The sequence below is a fragment of the Vibrio aquimaris genome (assembly GCF_009363415.1).
Lineage (GTDB): Bacteria > Pseudomonadota > Gammaproteobacteria > Enterobacterales > Vibrionaceae > Vibrio > Vibrio aquimaris.
On record NZ_CP045350.1, the window covers coordinates 47,719 to 64,370 of the forward strand.

At 45.1% G+C, this 16,652-nt stretch carries 16 protein-coding genes; 5 read left to right on the forward strand and 11 right to left on the reverse strand.

What is annotated here, in order from left to right:
* Window positions 1-10: 10 nt before the first annotated feature.
* Entirely contained in the window at window positions 11-928 is a 918-nt protein-coding gene (gene glyQ, locus FIV01_RS00190) for a glycine--tRNA ligase subunit alpha (RefSeq protein ID WP_152429216.1), read from the reverse strand.
* Window positions 929-1,398: 470 nt separating this feature from the next.
* Between glyQ and FIV01_RS00195 the strand changes: the two genes are divergently transcribed.
* Both FIV01_RS00195 and FIV01_RS00200 read left to right on the forward strand, forming a co-directional pair.
* A complete protein-coding gene (locus tag FIV01_RS00195; RefSeq protein ID WP_152429217.1) occupies window positions 1,399-1,953 on the forward strand; it encodes a TMEM165/GDT1 family protein in 555 nt (184 codons plus the stop codon).
* Window positions 1,954-2,110: 157 nt separating this feature from the next.
* On the forward strand, window positions 2,111-2,353 hold the full coding sequence (locus FIV01_RS00200; protein WP_152429218.1) for a hypothetical protein: 243 nt from the start codon (window positions 2,111-2,113) through the stop codon (window positions 2,351-2,353).
* A 44-nt stretch (window positions 2,354-2,397) separates the two neighbouring features.
* On the opposite strand, the gene tusA is transcribed toward FIV01_RS00200, so the two are convergent.
* On the reverse strand, window positions 2,398-2,652 hold the full coding sequence (gene tusA / locus FIV01_RS00205; RefSeq protein ID WP_172971793.1) for a sulfurtransferase TusA: 255 nt from the start codon (window positions 2,650-2,652) through the stop codon (window positions 2,398-2,400).
* 128 nt (window positions 2,653-2,780) lie between these two features.
* Between tusA and FIV01_RS00210 the strand changes: the two genes are divergently transcribed.
* Entirely contained in the window at window positions 2,781-2,963 is a 183-nt protein-coding gene (locus tag FIV01_RS00210; protein ID WP_152429219.1) for a hypothetical protein, read from the forward strand.
* Window positions 2,964-3,194: 231 nt separating this feature from the next.
* Here FIV01_RS00210 and acuI read toward each other — a convergent pair whose 3' ends face one another.
* The 6 genes from acuI to ilvG all read right to left on the reverse strand — a co-directional run bounded on the left by acuI (window position 3,195) and on the right by ilvG (window position 10,682).
* Window positions 3,195-4,175: an acrylyl-CoA reductase (NADPH) gene (gene acuI / locus FIV01_RS00215; protein ID WP_152429220.1), complete on the reverse strand. Its 981-nt coding sequence runs from the start codon at window positions 4,173-4,175 to the stop codon at window positions 3,195-3,197.
* Between the two features lie 209 nt (window positions 4,176-4,384).
* Window positions 4,385-5,935: a threonine ammonia-lyase, biosynthetic gene (gene ilvA / locus FIV01_RS00220; RefSeq protein WP_152429221.1), complete on the reverse strand. Its 1,551-nt coding sequence runs from the start codon at window positions 5,933-5,935 to the stop codon at window positions 4,385-4,387.
* 3 nt (window positions 5,936-5,938) lie between these two features.
* A complete protein-coding gene (gene ilvD, locus FIV01_RS00225) occupies window positions 5,939-7,780 on the reverse strand; it encodes a dihydroxy-acid dehydratase (RefSeq protein WP_152429222.1) in 1,842 nt (613 codons plus the stop codon).
* A 27-nt stretch (window positions 7,781-7,807) separates the two neighbouring features.
* Window positions 7,808-8,737 carry a branched-chain-amino-acid transaminase gene (gene ilvE / locus FIV01_RS00230; RefSeq protein WP_152429223.1) on the reverse strand — a complete coding sequence of 310 codons (930 nt, stop codon included), beginning with the start codon at window positions 8,735-8,737 and terminating at the stop codon, window positions 7,808-7,810.
* Window positions 8,738-8,749: 12 nt separating this feature from the next.
* A complete protein-coding gene (ilvM, locus tag FIV01_RS00235) occupies window positions 8,750-9,034 on the reverse strand; it encodes an acetolactate synthase 2 small subunit (protein ID WP_114787740.1) in 285 nt (94 codons plus the stop codon).
* 1 nt (window position 9,035) lies between these two features.
* Window positions 9,036-10,682 carry an acetolactate synthase 2 catalytic subunit gene (gene ilvG / locus FIV01_RS00240; RefSeq protein ID WP_152431613.1) on the reverse strand — a complete coding sequence of 549 codons (1,647 nt, stop codon included), beginning with the start codon at window positions 10,680-10,682 and terminating at the stop codon, window positions 9,036-9,038.
* 492 nt (window positions 10,683-11,174) lie between these two features.
* Here ilvG and FIV01_RS00245 point away from each other — a divergent pair, with 492 nt between their 5' ends.
* Window positions 11,175-12,698: a YifB family Mg chelatase-like AAA ATPase gene (locus tag FIV01_RS00245; protein ID WP_152431614.1), complete on the forward strand. Its 1,524-nt coding sequence runs from the start codon at window positions 11,175-11,177 to the stop codon at window positions 12,696-12,698.
* Window positions 12,699-12,725: 27 nt separating this feature from the next.
* Here the strand turns inward: FIV01_RS00245 and FIV01_RS00250 are convergent, their stop codons facing one another.
* Complete coding sequence (locus tag FIV01_RS00250; RefSeq protein WP_152429224.1) at window positions 12,726-13,712, reverse strand: DUF2860 domain-containing protein; 987 nt, start codon at window positions 13,710-13,712, stop codon at window positions 12,726-12,728.
* A 209-nt stretch (window positions 13,713-13,921) separates the two neighbouring features.
* On the opposite strand from FIV01_RS00250, the gene FIV01_RS00255 reads away from it, so the two are divergent.
* On the forward strand, window positions 13,922-14,806 hold the full coding sequence (locus tag FIV01_RS00255) for an acyltransferase (RefSeq protein ID WP_152429225.1): 885 nt from the start codon (window positions 13,922-13,924) through the stop codon (window positions 14,804-14,806).
* A gap of 58 nt (window positions 14,807-14,864) precedes the next feature.
* Here the strand turns inward: FIV01_RS00255 and FIV01_RS00260 are convergent, their stop codons facing one another.
* Both FIV01_RS00260 and FIV01_RS00265 read right to left on the reverse strand, forming a co-directional pair.
* Complete coding sequence (locus FIV01_RS00260) at window positions 14,865-15,467, reverse strand: thiol:disulfide interchange protein DsbA/DsbL (protein WP_152429226.1); 603 nt, start codon at window positions 15,465-15,467, stop codon at window positions 14,865-14,867.
* A gap of 30 nt (window positions 15,468-15,497) precedes the next feature.
* The gene (locus tag FIV01_RS00265) at window positions 15,498-16,484 is read right to left on the reverse strand and encodes a serine/threonine protein kinase (RefSeq protein ID WP_152429227.1); all 987 of its coding nucleotides are present in this window, start codon (window positions 16,482-16,484) and stop codon (window positions 15,498-15,500) included.
* Window positions 16,485-16,652: the final 168 nt, after the last annotated feature.

Genomic DNA, 16,652 nt, shown 5'->3' on the forward strand with positions numbered 1-16,652 from the left:
TTCTTATCCCTTACGCCTGTTCTTTCTTACACATTGGGAAGCCAAGCGCTTCACGAGATGCATAGTATGCTTCAGCAACTGACTTGGTCAGATTGCGAATACGCAGAATATATCGCTGACGTTCGGTTACTGAAATCGCTTTGCGGGCATCAAGCAAGTTGAATGCATGGCCTGCTTTTAAGATGCGCTCATAGGCAGGAAGTGGCAATGGCTTTTCAAGCTCAAGTAACTCACGGCATTCTTTTTCGCATTGCTCAAAGAAGCTAAATAAGAAATCAACATCAGCATGTTCGAAGTTATAAGTAGATTGCTCGACTTCATTTTGATGAAAAATATCACCATAAGTGACAACGCTGCCATCTGGTGCTTTGTTCCATACTAAATCGTAGACAGAATCGACCTCTTGAATATACATAGCAAGGCGTTCGATGCCGTACGTTATCTCACCAGTAACAGGTTTACACTCAAGTCCACCCACTTGTTGGAAGTAAGTAAACTGAGAGATCTCCATACCATTTAGCCAGACTTCCCAACCTAGTCCCCAAGCACCTAGTGTTGGGTTTTCCCAGTTATCTTCTACGAAGCGAATGTCATGCACTAGGGGATCGACACCAAGAACTGCTAGAGAACCTAAGTACAATTCCTGAATATTGTCTGGGGATGGCTTAAGTGCAACTTGAAATTGGTAGTAGTGCTGTAGACGGTTAGGGTTTTCACCATAACGACCATCCGTTGGACGACGAGAGGGTTGTACGTAAGCCGTTGACATGGGCTCTGGGCCAAGCGCTCGCAAACAGGTCATTGGATGCGATGTACCAGCGCCAACCTCCATATCCAGAGGTTGAACAATAGTGCAACCATTTTGAGCCCAATAATCCTGCAGCGCGAGGATCATTCCTTGGAAGGTTTTGGTATCGTATTTGTGCATAAGTCAGGTTCGCGCAATTCTGTGATTACTTGTGTTTTCGCCTGCTTCGTTGCCTTTTTAGGCAAAAAGTGCGATTCAAAGTAACTAGGGTTGAAAAAATAACAATCAAGTATACCCATAACTGGGCTATGGGAGTAGGGGTAATCTTGCTTAATTGGTAATCAAAAGTGCGATTTAATAGAATTTATGGTGCTTGTTATTGCTATTTTTTCTAAAACACATGATTTGATGAAAATCTGACTTGTGATTTTTGGCAGTGGTCTTTAGAATTTGGCCATCTTTGGGGAGTAGCTTGCCGACGGAGTATTTGTTCGGTTCGTTCGTCAACATATTTGGTGCACAATCACCATGGCGCTCGAAATTCATCGTCTGATGAGTTTAGCAAGACCTTAGATAAACATCGTGAACCGGGGCGGGGCACGAGGTTTATCTTAGGTTAAAATTATAATCCCTGCCCTATTGAGCATGTCGTGAGCGTTTTAGCTATATCAATTACCACAGTCGCCCTAGCCGAAATAGGTGACAAAACCCAGTTATTATCTTTGCTGCTTGCCAGCCGATATCAAAAGCCCATTCCTATTATTATCGCTATCTCTTTAGCAACATTGGTCAATCACGCCTTGGCAGCATGGTTAGGCGTGGTTGTCGCTGATCATGTACCTGCAAATCTTTTAAAATGGGTTCTCTTCATTAGCTTTCTTGTGATGGCGTGTTGGATTGTTATTCCAGACAAGCTAGATGAAGACAGTAGCATGAAAAATCGCGGTGCTTTTCTAACCAGCTTTCTGGCCTTTTTTGTTGCTGAAATAGGGGATAAAACTCAAATAGCGACGTCTATTCTTGGAGCCCAATACGCCCAGTCATTCGTTTTGGTCATTGTCGGTACAACAATAGGCATGTTGCTGGCGAACATACCGGTTGTTTTTATTGGTCGTATGTCAGCAGGCAGGTTACCGCTTGATATGATTCGTAAAGTTACAGCGATATTGTTTGCTGGCTTGGCAGTGAGCAGTTTGGCTCTCTAGCCTATCAGGCTAAATAAATTGTATATCGCTAGAATAGGGCGTGACACGTGGCATACCAGTCAAACTATACTCGTGCTATGTTAGCTATGTGAATAATGTTACTCAAAGTGTTGTGAGATCTTATGAATTTTCACCAGACTGATGAGAGGTCAATATTATGCTAACACGTTATATGGGGATATCTCCTAAAAGTCAGAGTTACTTGTTTAGCTTTGGCCTAGTACTATGTTTGTTGGCAATGGCGTTAACGGATATGTGGCTGCCAATCGTTGCAGGCTCGTTTATTCTTACGGCCTTGACAGTAGAAGCCTGGATTCGTGTTGCGCACATCCTGCCCTTACAGGAAGAAATACGCCAAATGAAAGAGCAAGTCGAGCTGTTACACTCCAAGCTAAAGTAACAGGTTAAGCATAAAATAAAGCCTATATGAAAAGGCTTTTGTATCTATTCAATCCCTTTTCTGATCAGGTATTGATAGGGTAGCTGATCGGTTTGTGAGTCGATCAGTTGATGATCCATGAACCGGCAAAAGCTTGGTATGTCTCTGGTGGTGGAAGGATCGTCAGCTGTGACAAGTAATGTCTCACCATCTTTCATTTTTCGTATTGTCTTCCTGACCATCATTACTGGCTCCGGACAGCGCATTCCTTCAGCGTCCAGTACTTTGTCTGCCTGCTCTACATTGAACATTGTGGTCATATCTCAAGTTAACTTTAAGGGACTAGATGATACTGGCGGAGAAAAAATATTCAATAACCTCTTGGCAAACGACACTAATTGATTTAACTTAGTTAACAACCTGATAACATTGTGTGCGGAGATTGCTTATGAATGAGCTTGATCGATTAACAATATACTCCGTGCTTTGCTTTCTGTGTTTTTGCGCTCTTGTACTTCGACCTTCACATGAGGTTTCGCTATTACCGATAGTTGGTATGTTAGCCACTATCTTTGGTATTTGGTTTGAGACCCGTTATTGGCGAGAGTCTTCCAATAACCGCCAAGCTTAAGAGTGTGGTAAAAGCGCCAGTTACATTCCGATACTATCCCCATTTTTTCTTGGGCTTCCCCGCTGAAAGGCGGGATTTTTTTATCTAAATATTATGACAGCTTATAAGCTGTTTGCTGGTTTAGCTGCTAGCTAGTAAACATCATAGTCGTTCGGGCTTAGTGCCAAGCGCAAGCAAACAGAGTGTCTGCTGAGTCAGTCAAACTGCAACTGACTCTAAATTATTTTGCCGTTAGAGTTTAATCACAACTCGCCCAGTAACCTTTCCGTTAGTGATGTCTTCTGCGTAGCTTGGCGCTTGTTCTAACTTAATTTCTGTACATGCTTGTTCGAAGTAGCTTTGTGGTAATAGTTTGGCCAGCTTATTCCAAGCCTGAATGCGTTTTTCTGTTGGGCACATGACTGAATCAATACCTTGTAGACGCACGTTACGAAGAATAAATGGCATAACTGTGGTTGGTAAATCGAAGCCTCCCGCGAGCCCACAAGCTGCCACAGCTCCGTTGTAGTCCATTTGGGATAAAACTTTTGCTAAGATTTTGCTACCAACAGTGTCTATGGCGCCTGCCCAAAGTTGTTTTTCTAGTGGGCGTGCGGGTTGTTCAAATTCTGAACGGTCGATTATACGCTTCGCACCAAGCTTCTCCAGCAGAGGGCCGTTTTGTTCGATACGACCAGTTACCGCGGAGACTTGGTATCCAAGTTGAGAAAGTAGGGTTATTGCCACAGAGCCCACACCACCGCTTGCGCCTGTTACCAGAATGTCCCCAGAGCCTGGTTGAATGCCTGCGTCTATGAGAGCCTCAACACATAGCATGGCTGTTAAGCCCGCAGTACCCACCATCATAGCCTGTTTACCGCTAAGGCCTTCAGGTAAGGGGACAAGCCAGTCTGATTGTAGACGAGCGCGCTGAGCCATGCCCCCCCAGTGGTTTTCACCGACACCCCAACCCGTTAATACGACTTTATCACCAGCTTGGTAGCGATCATTATCCGAATGAGCAACCGTGCCAGAGAGATCTATGCCAGGTACCATGGGGAAGTTGCGGATGATTTTACCTTTTCCAGTGATGGCTAAGCCGTCTTTATAATTGAGCGATGAGTAATCAACATCAATTAATACATCACCTGATGGCAATTGACGTTCGTCTATCTTATCGATACCAGCGAGAGTTTGGTTTTGTTCTTGTCTTAAAACGAGTGCGCTAAACATAAATGGTCTCCACAACCAAGCAAGAGTTTTGTTGGGCTTTGAGTTTAGATCCAAAAGGTAGCTGACTGAAATGAAACTTTCGTATTATGGAGATGTTGTTGAGCTAGATTAAAGTTTGGTCGTCATTTAACCTTTGGGTAGATGCTAGGCATATTTAGTGATGAAACAATAGAAATTAGGGGCAGAACAAGTCTGGCCCCTAGTCTTTGTTAGGATGATAAAAAGAACTTATAAGATGGATTATCGGTTTCGTCTTTACATTGATAGCCAAGCTCTCTCAAATGAGAGGAAAAGCGTGACAGATCGGATTCATCAAGCTCAAAGCCACACAGCACACGGCCGTAGTCGGCGCCATGGTTGCGGTAGTTGAATAAGCTGATATTCCAATGGGTCCCAAGAGTGCTGAGGAACTTGAGTAGTGCGCCAGGATACTCAGGGAACTCGAAGCTGTAGAGACGTTCTTTCAATTGCTTTGATGGCCTGCCTCCAATCATATAGCGAATGTGTAGCTTAGCCATTTCATCCTCTGATAAATCTACCACAGGATATCCACCTTCACGCAGGTCATGGATGATGTGCTCTAGCTCTTCTTGACCGCCTTGAAGGCGCACACCAACAAATATATTCGCTAATACATCGTCGTTATAGCGGTAGTTGAACTCAGTCACTGCGCGTCCACCAATGAGGTTACAAAACTCAAAAAAGGCCCCTTGACGCTCGGGAATGGTTACAGCCAGTAAACCTTCACGCTTTTCACCAAGTTCACAACGCTCTGAAACATAGCGCAGACCGTGGAAGTTGGTGTTGGCACCAGATAGCACTGTGCCAAGGCTACAATTTTCGAGTTTGTTTTGCTCACTGTACTTTTTAAGGCCTGCAAGAGCCAGTGCGCCAGAAGGTTCAGCAATAGCGCGGGTATCCTCGAAGATATCTTTGACTGCGGCGCAAATTTCATCACTTGAAACAGTAACATGTCCATCAAGATATTGCTGACAGAGTCTAAATGTTTCATCGCCAATACGTTTTACCGCAACACCATCAGCAAACATACTGACCTGATCAATAACCACGGGCTCGCCTGCATCAAGCGCTGCTTTAAGGCAGGCTGAATCTTCAGGCTCAACTGCGATAACTTTGATTTCTGGCATCAATTGCTTAACAAGCACAGCCACACCGGCTGCTAAGCCACCGCCGCCAACAGGTACAAAGATATGATCGAGGTGGCCATTTTGTTGTAGCATCTCCATACCAATTGTCCCTTGGCCTGCAATCACGAGTGGGTGATCGAAGGGGGGAACAAAGGTATAACCGTGTTGATTGGCTAACCGTTCCGCTTCTGCCTTCGCTTCATCAAAATTATTGCCGTGTAAGACAACCTGTCCACCAAAACTGCGCACAGCGTCGACTTTGATGTCTGGGGTTGTTTTTGGCATAACAATGGTGGTTTTGATGCCGAGCTTAGTACCTGATAGCGCCATGCCTTGCGCGTGATTACCGGCTGAGGCGGCAATCACTCCGGCAGCTTTCTGCTCTTCTGATAAGCTGGCAACCATGTTGTAGGCACCGCGCAACTTAAAAGAATGAACCGGCTGGCGGTCTTCTCGCTTGATCTGCACCTTATTACCAATACGCTCACTCAAGCGTGGCATAGCTTGTAATGGCGTTACTGTTGCAGCTTCATAAACTGGTGCTCTTAGGATCTGGCGCAAGTAATCTGCGCCAGTCTGGTTCTCTTTCCCTGAAAATTCACACGCTGCCATAAGCTAGTCCTCGAGCTTAGACTTGTCTCGCACTGCACCTTTGTCAGCACTGGTTGCCATACTCGCATATGCTTTTAGGGCAAAAGAAACTTCACGCTGTCGATCGACGGGTTTCCAACCTAGCACGTCTTGCTTAGCTCTGCGCTCGGCAAGCTCTTGCTTGGAGACCTCTAATGAGATTGAGCGATTGGGAATATCAATCGCAATCATGTCGCCTTGCTTAACTAGGCCAATGGCACCGCCGTTAGCCGCTTCAGGTGAGGCGTGCCCAATGGATAACCCTGATGTTCCTCCAGAGAAGCGCCCATCAGTTAGTAGTGCGCATTCTTTGCCAAGACCCATAGACTTTAGATAAGTGGTTGGGTAAAGCATCTCTTGCATACCAGGGCCACCTTTAGGGCCTTCGTAGCGAATAACGACCACATCCCCTGCTTTTACTTTGCCACCAAGAATGCCTTCAACCGCGTCTTCTTGGCTCTCGAAAACGACCGCAGGTCCTGTAAACTTGAGAATACTTTCATCGACGCCTGCGGTTTTGACAATGCAGCCATCAAGAGCAATGTTACCGGATAGAACCGCAAGTCCGCCTTCTTGGCTAAAGGCATTGTCTTTGGTGCGAATACAGCCATCGACACGATCATCGTCGAGGCGATCCCAGCGACAATCTTGAGAAAAGGCTTTGGTGGTGCGAATGCCAGCAGGTCCTGCTCGATAAAACTTAAGTACATCAGCGTCTTCAGTTTGCATGATGTCGTACTTAGCAAGCTGCTCTTTCATCGAGAGCCCAAGTACAGTTCGCGCATCATTGTGCAACAGACCTGCTCGGTCTAATTCACCTAGGATCGCCATTACGCCGCCTGCGCGATGCACATCTTCCATATGATACTTGGGTGTTGATGGAGCGACTTTACACAGATGTGGAACTTGACGAGATAGACGGTCAATATCGTCCATATCGAAGTCAACCTCACCTTCTTGCGCCGCAGCAAGAAGGTGAAGAATAGTATTGGTTGAGCCACCCATAGCAATATCCAATGCCATAGCATTTTCAAAGGCATCAAAGGTGGCGATGTTGCGTGGTAATGCAGACTCATCATCTTGTTCGTAGTAGCGACGAGTTAGCTCGACAATGCGCTTACCTGCATTGATAAACAAAGCTTCACGATCGGCGTGAGTTGCAAGCATTGACCCGTTACCTGGCTGAGATAAACCCAGTGCTTCGGTTAAACAGTTCATAGAGTTTGCGGTGAACATGCCAGAACACGAACCACAGGTAGGACACGCTGAACGTTCGACTTGCTCGCTTTGCTTGTCAGATACCTTAGGGTCTGCACCTTGAATCATGGCGTCAACTAAGTCGAGCTTGATCAATTGGTCTGAAAGCTTGGTTTTGCCCGCTTCCATTGGACCACCTGAAACAAAAATCACAGGAATATTAAGGCGCATTGAAGCCATCAACATTCCCGGTGTGATTTTGTCACAATTTGAGATACAGACCATGGCATCAGCACAGTGCGCATTTACCATATATTCTACTGAATCAGCAATAAGCTCACGAGATGGCAGTGAGTACAACATGCCGCCGTGGCCCATGGCAATACCATCGTCAACGGCTATTGTGTTGAACTCTTTCGCGATACCACCTGCTTTTTCTATTTCACCCGCGACCAATTGGCCCATGTCTTTGAGGTGCACATGACCGGGTACAAATTGAGTGAAAGAGTTCACTACCGCGATAATGGGCTTACCAAAATCTTCATCTTTTACGCCGGTTGCACGCCATAGAGCACGGGCGCCCGCCATGTTACGACCATGGGTGGTGGTTGCTGATCTGTATTTAGGCATTCTACTACTTCCTTAATTTGCCGTGTCTTATGGGTGGACGTAATCCAACCAGCCCCATTTATCTTCTGTGGTGCCGTTGAAAAGTCCAAAGTAAGCTTCTTGGAGCTCTTTTGTTATTGGTCCGCGTTTTCCGCTGCCGACTTCAATCTTATCGATAGTTGCAACAGGAACGACCTCTGCTGCAGTACCTGTCATAAAGACTTCGTCCGCGAGATAAAGCGCTTCACGAGCAATGTTTGCTTCTTGTACTTGATAGCCTTTATCGCGAGCGAGTGTCATGATTGAATCGCGCGTGATGCCTGGGAGAATCGCGCTAGTTGCTGGGGGGGTGGTGAGAACGCCATCTTTAATTACAAAAATGTTTTCACCAGCCCCTTCTGATAAATAGCCATCGACGCTCAGCGCAATACCTTCATCATAACCGTGGCGACGAGCTTCACCACCAACGAGTAGGGATGATAGGTAGTTACCACCCGCTTTTGCTGCTGTAGGTATGGTGTTAGGCGCAGCTCGGTTCCAGCTAGAAATCATGGCGTCAACGCCTTTTTCTAATGCTTCTTCACCTAGGTAAGAGCCCCATGGGAAAGCAGCAATGATTAATTCCATTTCTGTATTTGCAGGCGGGCAAACACCCAGCCCTACGTTGCCGACAAAGCCCAGTGGTCTTATGTAAGCGCTGTCTAATTTATTTGCACGCACGGTTTCTCGTGTTGCTTCCATAATTTCATCGACTGAATACGGAATTGGGAAACGGTAAATTTTGGCAGAATCTTTGAGTCTTTTTGCATGCTCACGGTGGCGGAAGATGATTGGGCCTTTAGGGGTATTGTAACAACGCACGCCTTCAAAGACTGAAGTGCCGTAGTGCATAGCGTGAGTGAGAACATGAACATTCGCTTTGTCCCAAGGAACCAGTTCACCGTTAAACCAAATAAATTCCGCTGTTTTTGTAGCCATTGTTGCCTTCCTTTATGCGCAAACTTTTTGCTGAAGATTGTTGTTAGGGAGTTGATCACTCGCAATTTGAGTCACCTCAACAGTACGCACATCCCAGAGTTTTTCAATCTGATTGGTCAGAAAAGAGATAGGTCTATCGCTATCGACAATGATTTCAACACTGGCAATCTTGCTTTCATGGTTTTGTGTCCCTGCAACCTGCCTAACAATGAAACCGCGATGGCGAACCACTCTGAGTACGCGCTCAAGTAAAACGGGTTTATCGTCTGCTTTTATGTCGATTAAATATCTTTCCATTTTACGTGTTCTCCAGCATATCATTGTTTGACGCACCTGGTGGTACGAGTGGCCATACATTTTCTTCCTCATCAATCATGACGTGAAGTAAATACGATGTTTCACTTGCCAGCATCTCTTTGAGTGCAGGTTCCACCTCTTGCTTGGTGGTGATGGTTTTTCCTGGAATATCGAATGCTTTTGCTAGGGTTATAAAATCTGGGTTGTCATCCAGTATCGTTTCGCTGTGGCGACCATCAAAGAAGAGCGATTGCCACTGACGTACCATCCCAAGGCGTTGATTGTTCAATAGCACAATTTTTACCGGGATCTGACGTCGTTTAAGTGTGCCCAGCTCTTGGATATTCATCATGAACGACCCGTCACCTGTAATAAGGATAGATTGATCATTGGGTCTGGCGACAGCGGCCCCCATTGCTGCTGGAAGTCCAAATCCCATAGTGCCAAGCCCAGCAGAAGTGATAAAGTTTTGTGGGTCGCGAGGCTGAATGTGTTGAGCTGCCCACATTTGATGTTGACCTACATCTGTCGATACCATTGAGCTATCAGGCATCATATCGGACAGCTGTTTTAGTAGCCCAGGAGCAAAAATTAGGTCCCCAGGGTGGTCATAGCGCCATTTAAAGCCGCTACGAAGACTTTCACTATGCTTGACCCAAGGCGTAATATCTTGAGCTAACTCTAATTTGGACAGTATCCTATCGATAGTACCGCGCAAAGGTGCATGTGCATGGCGCAGTTTGTTGATCTCTGCCGCGTCAATATCAATGTGGATAACACGTGCGTGAGGAGCAAAGGTTTCGAGTTTGCCAGTTACTCGGTCATCAAAGCGAGCGCCGACAGCAATCAATAAGTCACATTCTTGAACGACTAGGTTCGCTGCTTTGGTGCCGTGCATCCCTAGCATACCTAAGTAATGAGGATCATGGCGCTCTATGGTACCTAGGCCTTTTAAGGTGCTTACCGAAGGCATAGGATTTAAACGTAAGAATTCGCGTACCGTCTCGGTTGCTTGTCCAAGTTGCACGCCGCCACCGACATAAAAAACAGGGCGAGTGCATTGTGACAGCAGGTTTTGTGCTGCAACCAGCGCTTGCTCATCGGGCTGTGGGGAGGAGGGAGGCGTGAAAGATGGCAAACTATCAACAGGTGCTTGAGCCAGTTGGACATCTTTAGCAATGTCAACGATGACAGGCCCTGGCCTACCCGCTTTGGCAACTTCAAATGCTTCGGCAAGGGTTGGCGCTAGTTCATCAATATCTGTTACTAGATAGCTATGTTTGGTACAAGAAAGCGACATACCTATCACATCCATTTCTTGGAATGCATCTGTACCTATATGCGAGCTTGCGACTTGACCTGTTATTGCCACCATAGGGATGGAGTCCATGAAGGCGTCTGCAAGACCAGTCACTAGGTTCGTGGCGCCTGGCCCTGAAGTGGCCATACATACGGCAACATCTTGCGTGGCTCTAGCCATGCCAATGGCTGCCATTGCGGCACCTTGTTCATGACGACAGAGTATATGTTCAACGCCACCATCATAGAGTGCATCATAAATTGGCATTATGGCACCGCCTGGGTAGCCAAATACCGTTTTAATGCCTTGTTGCTTGAGGGCTGCAACGACTAATTCCGCACCTGTCATTGAACGCTCCCCATCTTGCTTGGTATTCTTTTTGTTGTGTTGCACTTCATGTGCGCTCCCCATTTTTCCTGCCCGTTATTGGCCGAGCTAAGTGTTCCGACTCATTTAAATTTGTGATTATTATTTTGCTGATAGCAGCTTTTAAGTTGAAAAAAACCCCCGAACTTCTCAGTGCGGGGGTTTTTTCAAATTTGGTGTTTATTTTTCGCCCACCAGCCCCCGCGCGGAATCAATAATGACCACGATAATCAGGTTAATCAGCAGTTTAATGTGAGCGTTTTTATTCATATCTTTTTGTGATGTTTTATTTATGTAATTTGATACTTAATGTTTGCGTCCTTAGTGTTAACACAGAATACTGTTACATGACAAGCAAAATCTCATTCTTTTTTCACATTCTTTCATTATCTCTGCAGGTTATATAACAAGCATGCCGTTAAATTAAACGAATTATCAGAGGGATAAACTGATAGTGTGGGAGTAAAGTTGAGTATGGGACTCGCGATTATTTATAGCAGGGCGTCGGTTGGCGTCGAAGCCCCTCAGGTAGCAGTTGAGGTGCACATCAGCAACGGTATGCCAGGTTTTACCTTGGTGGGATTGCCAGAAACGACAGTCAAAGAATCACGGGATAGAGTGAGAAGCGCGATTATCAACTCACGCTTTGAGTTTCCTGCGAAGCGAATTACGGTGAATTTAGCCCCAGCAGATTTACCCAAAGAGGGTGGAAGATTCGACTTACCTATTGCCCTTGGTATTCTCGCTGCCTCTGAGCAAATCCCTGCTGAGGGTTTATCCAGCCGCGAGTTTGTTGGTGAATTAGCATTATCAGGCAAGCTGCGGCGAGTGAAAGGGGTTTTACCGGCAGCGTTAGCCGCCCAAAAGGTGAAAAGACGCTTGGTTGTCCCCCATTACAACGGCGATCAAGCTGCATTGGTGGGACATGATATACATCAATCAGCGGCTAGTTTGCTTGAAGTTTGCGCTGATATCTGTGGTCAAAAAGCACTAGATTTGCATCAAAACATGATTCAAAGCCAAGTTGTTGAACAAAAACGCGATCTACAAGATATCATAGGCCAGCAGCAAGGGAAGCGAGCTCTGGAAATAGCCGCTGCGGGCAATCACAACGTACTTTTTCTTGGTCCGCCAGGAACTGGTAAAACCATGTTGGCGTCACGCTTATGTGACTTATTGCCAGATATGACGGAAGAAGAAGCAATGGAGACGGCTTCGGTGGCTTCTTTAACCCAGCAAGACATCAATGCGCTTAACTGGAAAAAACGGCCCTTTCGTGCGCCGCACCATTCAAGTTCTATGGCTGCTTTGGTTGGCGGTGGAACTATTCCAAGGCCCGGAGAGATTTCGTTAGCGCATAATGGTTTATTGTTTCTAGATGAAATGCCTGAATTTGAAAGAAAAGTGCTGGACTCGTTGCGAGAGCCATTGGAGTCTGGAGAAATTATTATCTCTAGAGCTCAGGGAAAAACTCGCTTTCCAGCTCGTTTTCAATTGGTTGGCGCCTTAAACCCAAGCCCTACAGGCTACTATGACGATCATCATTCAAGAGCCAATCCACACATTGTTTTGCGTTATTTGAGTCGCCTTTCTGGTCCTTTGTTAGACCGCTTTGATATGTCTATCGAAATACCCGCACTACCCAAAGGCACCTTGTCTGAGGGAGGAGAGCGGGGCGAGCCTACTGAAATTGTTAAAACTAGAGTTGAACAGGCAAGGCACTACATGCTAGAGAGAGCGGGTAAGGTTAATGCGTTGCTCGGCAGTCGAGAAATGGAACAGTACTGCCCGCTTGAAAAACAAGACGCTCAATTTTTAGAAGCGGCTTTGCATCAGCTTGGTTTGTCTATACGCGCGTATCATCGGATCATCAAAGTGGCTCGAACCATTGCAGATTTGGATGGTAAAGAACATATAGCGCGTCATCACATAGCGGAAGCTTTGGGGTATAGAGCCATGGATCGTTTACTTAAACAGCTGACCAATCAAGCAGTATAATGGCCCACTGGCTGTGGGCCATTTGATTTAGAACTTGTAGTTCATACCCACTGTAAATAGGTACTGCTTTGTATCGTAGAAATCAATATTTGAGTCAGACTCTGTGTAACCTGAAAGCGAGATTAGAGACCAGTTTTGCCAGCCCATAAAGTTTTTGTATTCGTATGCAGCGAATAAGCTCCACTCGTCTTCATCGCGAACTTTATCATAAATTGGGTTAGTACCATCAAACGAGCGACTGGTATAGCCAGCAGTCAGAGCGAGTTGATGCCTATCGAATATTCTAAGGTAGGTAAGTTCACCGCCAACAGAGCTAAGAGAGTTCGCATCGCCGTCAGCATCTGTGTTGATGTACGTAATTGAAGGTTGTAAGAAAGAGGTTCTACTGATTGGTTGACGGAAGTCGCCTTTAATATAGAAAGTTTTTGCGTCGCGTTGTAGGGCGTTTCTTTCCTCACTCGTGAGACTTGTTAAGCTCGAACCTGATAATTCATTATCAATATCTCGACTTCCGTAAACCGTATCTAAGCTAAATTTAGAGCCCATGATATTATTGAATTTAAGGCGAAATGCATTGCCTTTTTCATCTGTGGTTTGACGCTCTTGATTGGTTAGAAATGGATCTGCCCATGTTTCCCCAGACATTATGGTGGGGAGAAATGAGGCGTCAACTATGGTTCCTGACTCTAACTCTTGTTTATAACCCACTTCCAGCGCTAGAGTACCGACTGCAATATCCTCACGAGATGTACCCGCATAGAACTGTTTATCTTTGTTGGTTCCAAAGGTGTAGGCTAATACACCAAGCGGAAGTACTAAACTACCGCTATCTTCAGAGGCACCTTGGTTAACATCAGTAATGACTGCATCACCATTAGTATTGAAGTTAGAAGTTGTTGAGGCAAAGCCTGCACTGAGTGCTAACTCTCCACTAAATCCTGAGTGATCTGCTAGCTGTGCTTGTGCACAAGACGCAATAAGCGAAAGGGCTAACAACGAGAATCTTGTTTTCATTAGGTGATTTCCTTGTCATTTATATATCGGAGTTAATTAAAAATTGGGGGTATTCTCGCAGAACTTGTCTGACCTGAGTCAGAGAGAGTACAAAACTCTGTCATATCGATTTCAATATGACCATGGACTTGTATAATTACACGCTGTTTTCATCTTCAACAGGTGAAGCCCTATAAATTCTACTCGAGATCTCATTATTATTTAGTCTTATGTTTGCATATCTAGTTCTTGTATTGAATACCACCCTAGTCATACTGAACTCTGCGCTCTGTTCAGTACTAATATGTCTGATTGCTATGATAAAAATGGCTCTGCCAACTAGTCAGTTAAAAGCAAAATCGACAGCAATGGCTAACCGTGTTATGTGGCTTTGGGCAACGATCAATTCGGGTATTATATCTGTTACAAACTCGATTGAGTGGGATATAGAGATTGATGGTAACTTACGCAAAGACGGTTGGTATTTACTTATCAGTAATCACTTAAGTTGGACAGATATTGTGGTGTTGTGCTGTGTATTTAAAGACCGTATTCCCATGCCGAAGTTTTTTCTTAAGCAGCAGTTACTCTATGTGCCATTTATTGGTATGGCTTGCTGGGCTTTAGATATGCCCTTTATGCGTCGCTATTCAAGAGAATATCTGCTGCGTCATCCAGAAAAACGTGGTCAAGATCTCGCAACGACGCGGCGTTCTTGCACCAAGTTTAAACACACACCAACCACAGTGGTTAATTATGTTGAAGGAACGCGTTTTACCACACAAAAACAGCGAAAAAGCTCCGCTGGGTATCAATACCTGCTGCAACCCAAAAGCGGTGGCATAGCCTACACTCTGGCCGCTATGGGAGAACAGTTTGATAATGTTATTGATGTGACCTTAGCTTACCCCAGTAACAATCAAAGTCCATTTCGAGATCTATTAACTGGACGTATGAAAAAAATCGTGGTGCGTAGCCAAATACTACCAGTAGATGAAACTCTAAAAGGTGATTATTTTAACGACAAACCTTATAAGCGTCAGTTTCAACAATGGCTTGGGGATGTGTGGCAAGAAAAAGATCAGCGGTTAAAAGACATTCATCAGAGTGAATAAATCGGGTATTGAGAGTAGCAAAAGAAGATGATGTTCTTCTGCTACTCTGGGTAAGCGATTACTTTTTGCTAACTAGGAAATTAACCAGTTCGAAATACTCGTCTATGGTCTTGAGGCCTTGAGCTTCAACAAGATATTTATTGTTGACTATTACAGCGGGTACCCCTTTAAGTCCACTTTGTTCGAATTGTTTATCAAAGCGGCGCGCCATGGAATCTACCGCAAAACCTTTGAATGCGGCATCAAATTTCTTGGCATCAATACCTTGGTCAAGAAAAATTTGGCGCAGCTCTTGCTCATTTTGAGGTGGTTTGCGCATATTGTGGATACGATTAAACATCACAGGGATCATTTTGTCTTCAGCTTTTAGCACCACCATGGTTGCGTAGGCTCTGCTCATAGGCGCCCCCATACTGCCTCCCATAAAAGACACATGGACTTTTTGAAACTTGGTATCTTTAGGAAGCTGAGCTTTGAGCTGCTGAATGATGGGTTCAAAAGTGTTGCAGTGGGGGCAGAAAAAGGAGAAGTACTCGGTGACCGTTGGCTTTTTGGATGCTTCCAAGTCGAGAACTTTGTAATGTTCACCTTCTTTGTATTGGGCAGCTTGAGCAGACAGGCTCAGCATGATAGTTGCGACAAGTGCAAACAGCTTTTTCATTGTTGACTCCGTGTTGATTATTTTGGCTTCTTACCACTGTGGCATGAGTGAGAGTGGTGGCTCACTGAGTGCCGAGATTTGTTCTTTAAAAGCCAGAACTTGGCTTTCCCAGTATTTTGCGTCACTGAACCAAGGAAAGGCGATTGGAAATGCAGGATCTTGCCATCGCTTGGCTAGCCATGCCATGTAATGTACCATGCGTAGACCACGTAACGGTTCAATTAGTTTCAGTTGGTTAGTGTCGAAATCGTTAAATTCTTGATACGCCTCCAAGATAATATCAAGTTGTGCCAGTTTTTCAGAGCGCTCACCACTTAATAGCATCCATAAATCTTGTATTGCAGGTCCATTGCGCGAATCGTCGAGATCGACAAACATTGGGCCGTCACGCCAGAGAATATTGCCAGGATGACAGTCGCCGTGAAGGCGAATGATGTCATCAGACTCATTCCAATGCTGTTTAATAGACTTGATAAGTAAGTCCAAGTCATTGAAAAAAGCTGTTTCTAAATGAGTGGGGATAAACTGAGACTGCTCAAGTAGTTGGCGTGGTTGATATAAGTATTCATCCAAGCCAATGGTGGGTCTGTGCTGAAAGGGGACTCTTGAGCCTACTTTATGAATTCGTCCTAAAAATCGTCCTACACCCTCAAGTTGATCAAGGTTATCCACTTCAAATTGTCTTCCTCCTACACTTGCAAAGAGGGCGAATAAGTAGCCTTGGTAATGATGCAGTGTTTTGTCTTGGATTTTTACAGGAGGTGCCACTGGGATCTCAGATTCTACCAACTCTAGTGTAAAGTCATGCTCTTCCTGTATTTGCAATGCAGTCCAACGCTCTGGACGATAGAACTTAACTACATAGCGTTGGCGTTGCTCATCGGTGAACTGATAAACGCGATTTTCATAACTATTAAGTGGCAAGAAGCCAGATTCTGCTCGAATTCCAATGCTTTCTATGGCGTACCACATAAAGTCTGGAGTTAATGCATCGAAGTTAAAAGCTTGTTGTGTCATAGGTCAAAGGATCCGCAGCTCAAGTATTGTAGCTGGTGTAATGGCTTGTAATAAAAGCTCGACGACTTCATATGGAACAATATACATCAAGGGGCGGCATTAGGATACCTAACGAGTAAATCAGCCAGAGTATAAGCGTTCGCTTTTTTATTACTAGCCTTGTTTCTT

What these genes read in the sequence shown, in the direction of transcription:
- glyQ (WP_152429216.1), bottom strand. Translation starts at nt 928, where the DNA reads ATGCACAAATACGATACCAAAACCTTCCAAGGAATGATCCTCGCGCTG.
- FIV01_RS00200 (WP_152429218.1), top strand. Translation starts at nt 2,111, where the DNA reads ATGCTAACACGTTATATGGGGATATCTCCTAAAAGTCAGAGTTACTTG.
- tusA (WP_172971793.1), bottom strand. Translation starts at nt 2,652, where the DNA reads ATGACCACAATGTTCAATGTAGAGCAGGCAGACAAAGTACTGGACGCT.
- FIV01_RS00210 (WP_152429219.1), top strand. Translation starts at nt 2,781, where the DNA reads ATGAATGAGCTTGATCGATTAACAATATACTCCGTGCTTTGCTTTCTG.
- acuI (WP_152429220.1), bottom strand. Translation starts at nt 4,175, where the DNA reads ATGTTTAGCGCACTCGTTTTAAGACAAGAACAAAACCAAACTCTCGCT.
- ilvA (WP_152429221.1), bottom strand. Translation starts at nt 5,935, where the DNA reads ATGGCAGCGTGTGAATTTTCAGGGAAAGAGAACCAGACTGGCGCAGAT.
- ilvD (WP_152429222.1), bottom strand. Translation starts at nt 7,780, where the DNA reads ATGCCTAAATACAGATCAGCAACCACCACCCATGGTCGTAACATGGCG.
- ilvE (WP_152429223.1), bottom strand. Translation starts at nt 8,737, where the DNA reads ATGGCTACAAAAACAGCGGAATTTATTTGGTTTAACGGTGAACTGGTT.
- ilvM (WP_114787740.1), bottom strand. Translation starts at nt 9,034, where the DNA reads ATGGAAAGATATTTAATCGACATAAAAGCAGACGATAAACCCGTTTTA.
- ilvG (WP_152431613.1), bottom strand. Translation starts at nt 10,682, where the DNA reads ATGACAGGTGCGGAATTAGTCGTTGCAGCCCTCAAGCAACAAGGCATT.
- FIV01_RS00245 (WP_152431614.1), top strand. Translation starts at nt 11,175, where the DNA reads ATGGGACTCGCGATTATTTATAGCAGGGCGTCGGTTGGCGTCGAAGCC.
- FIV01_RS00250 (WP_152429224.1), bottom strand. Translation starts at nt 13,712, where the DNA reads ATGAAAACAAGATTCTCGTTGTTAGCCCTTTCGCTTATTGCGTCTTGT.
- FIV01_RS00255 (WP_152429225.1), top strand. Translation starts at nt 13,922, where the DNA reads ATGTTTGCATATCTAGTTCTTGTATTGAATACCACCCTAGTCATACTG.
- FIV01_RS00260 (WP_152429226.1), bottom strand. Translation starts at nt 15,467, where the DNA reads ATGAAAAAGCTGTTTGCACTTGTCGCAACTATCATGCTGAGCCTGTCT.
- FIV01_RS00265 (WP_152429227.1), bottom strand. Translation starts at nt 16,484, where the DNA reads ATGACACAACAAGCTTTTAACTTCGATGCATTAACTCCAGACTTTATG.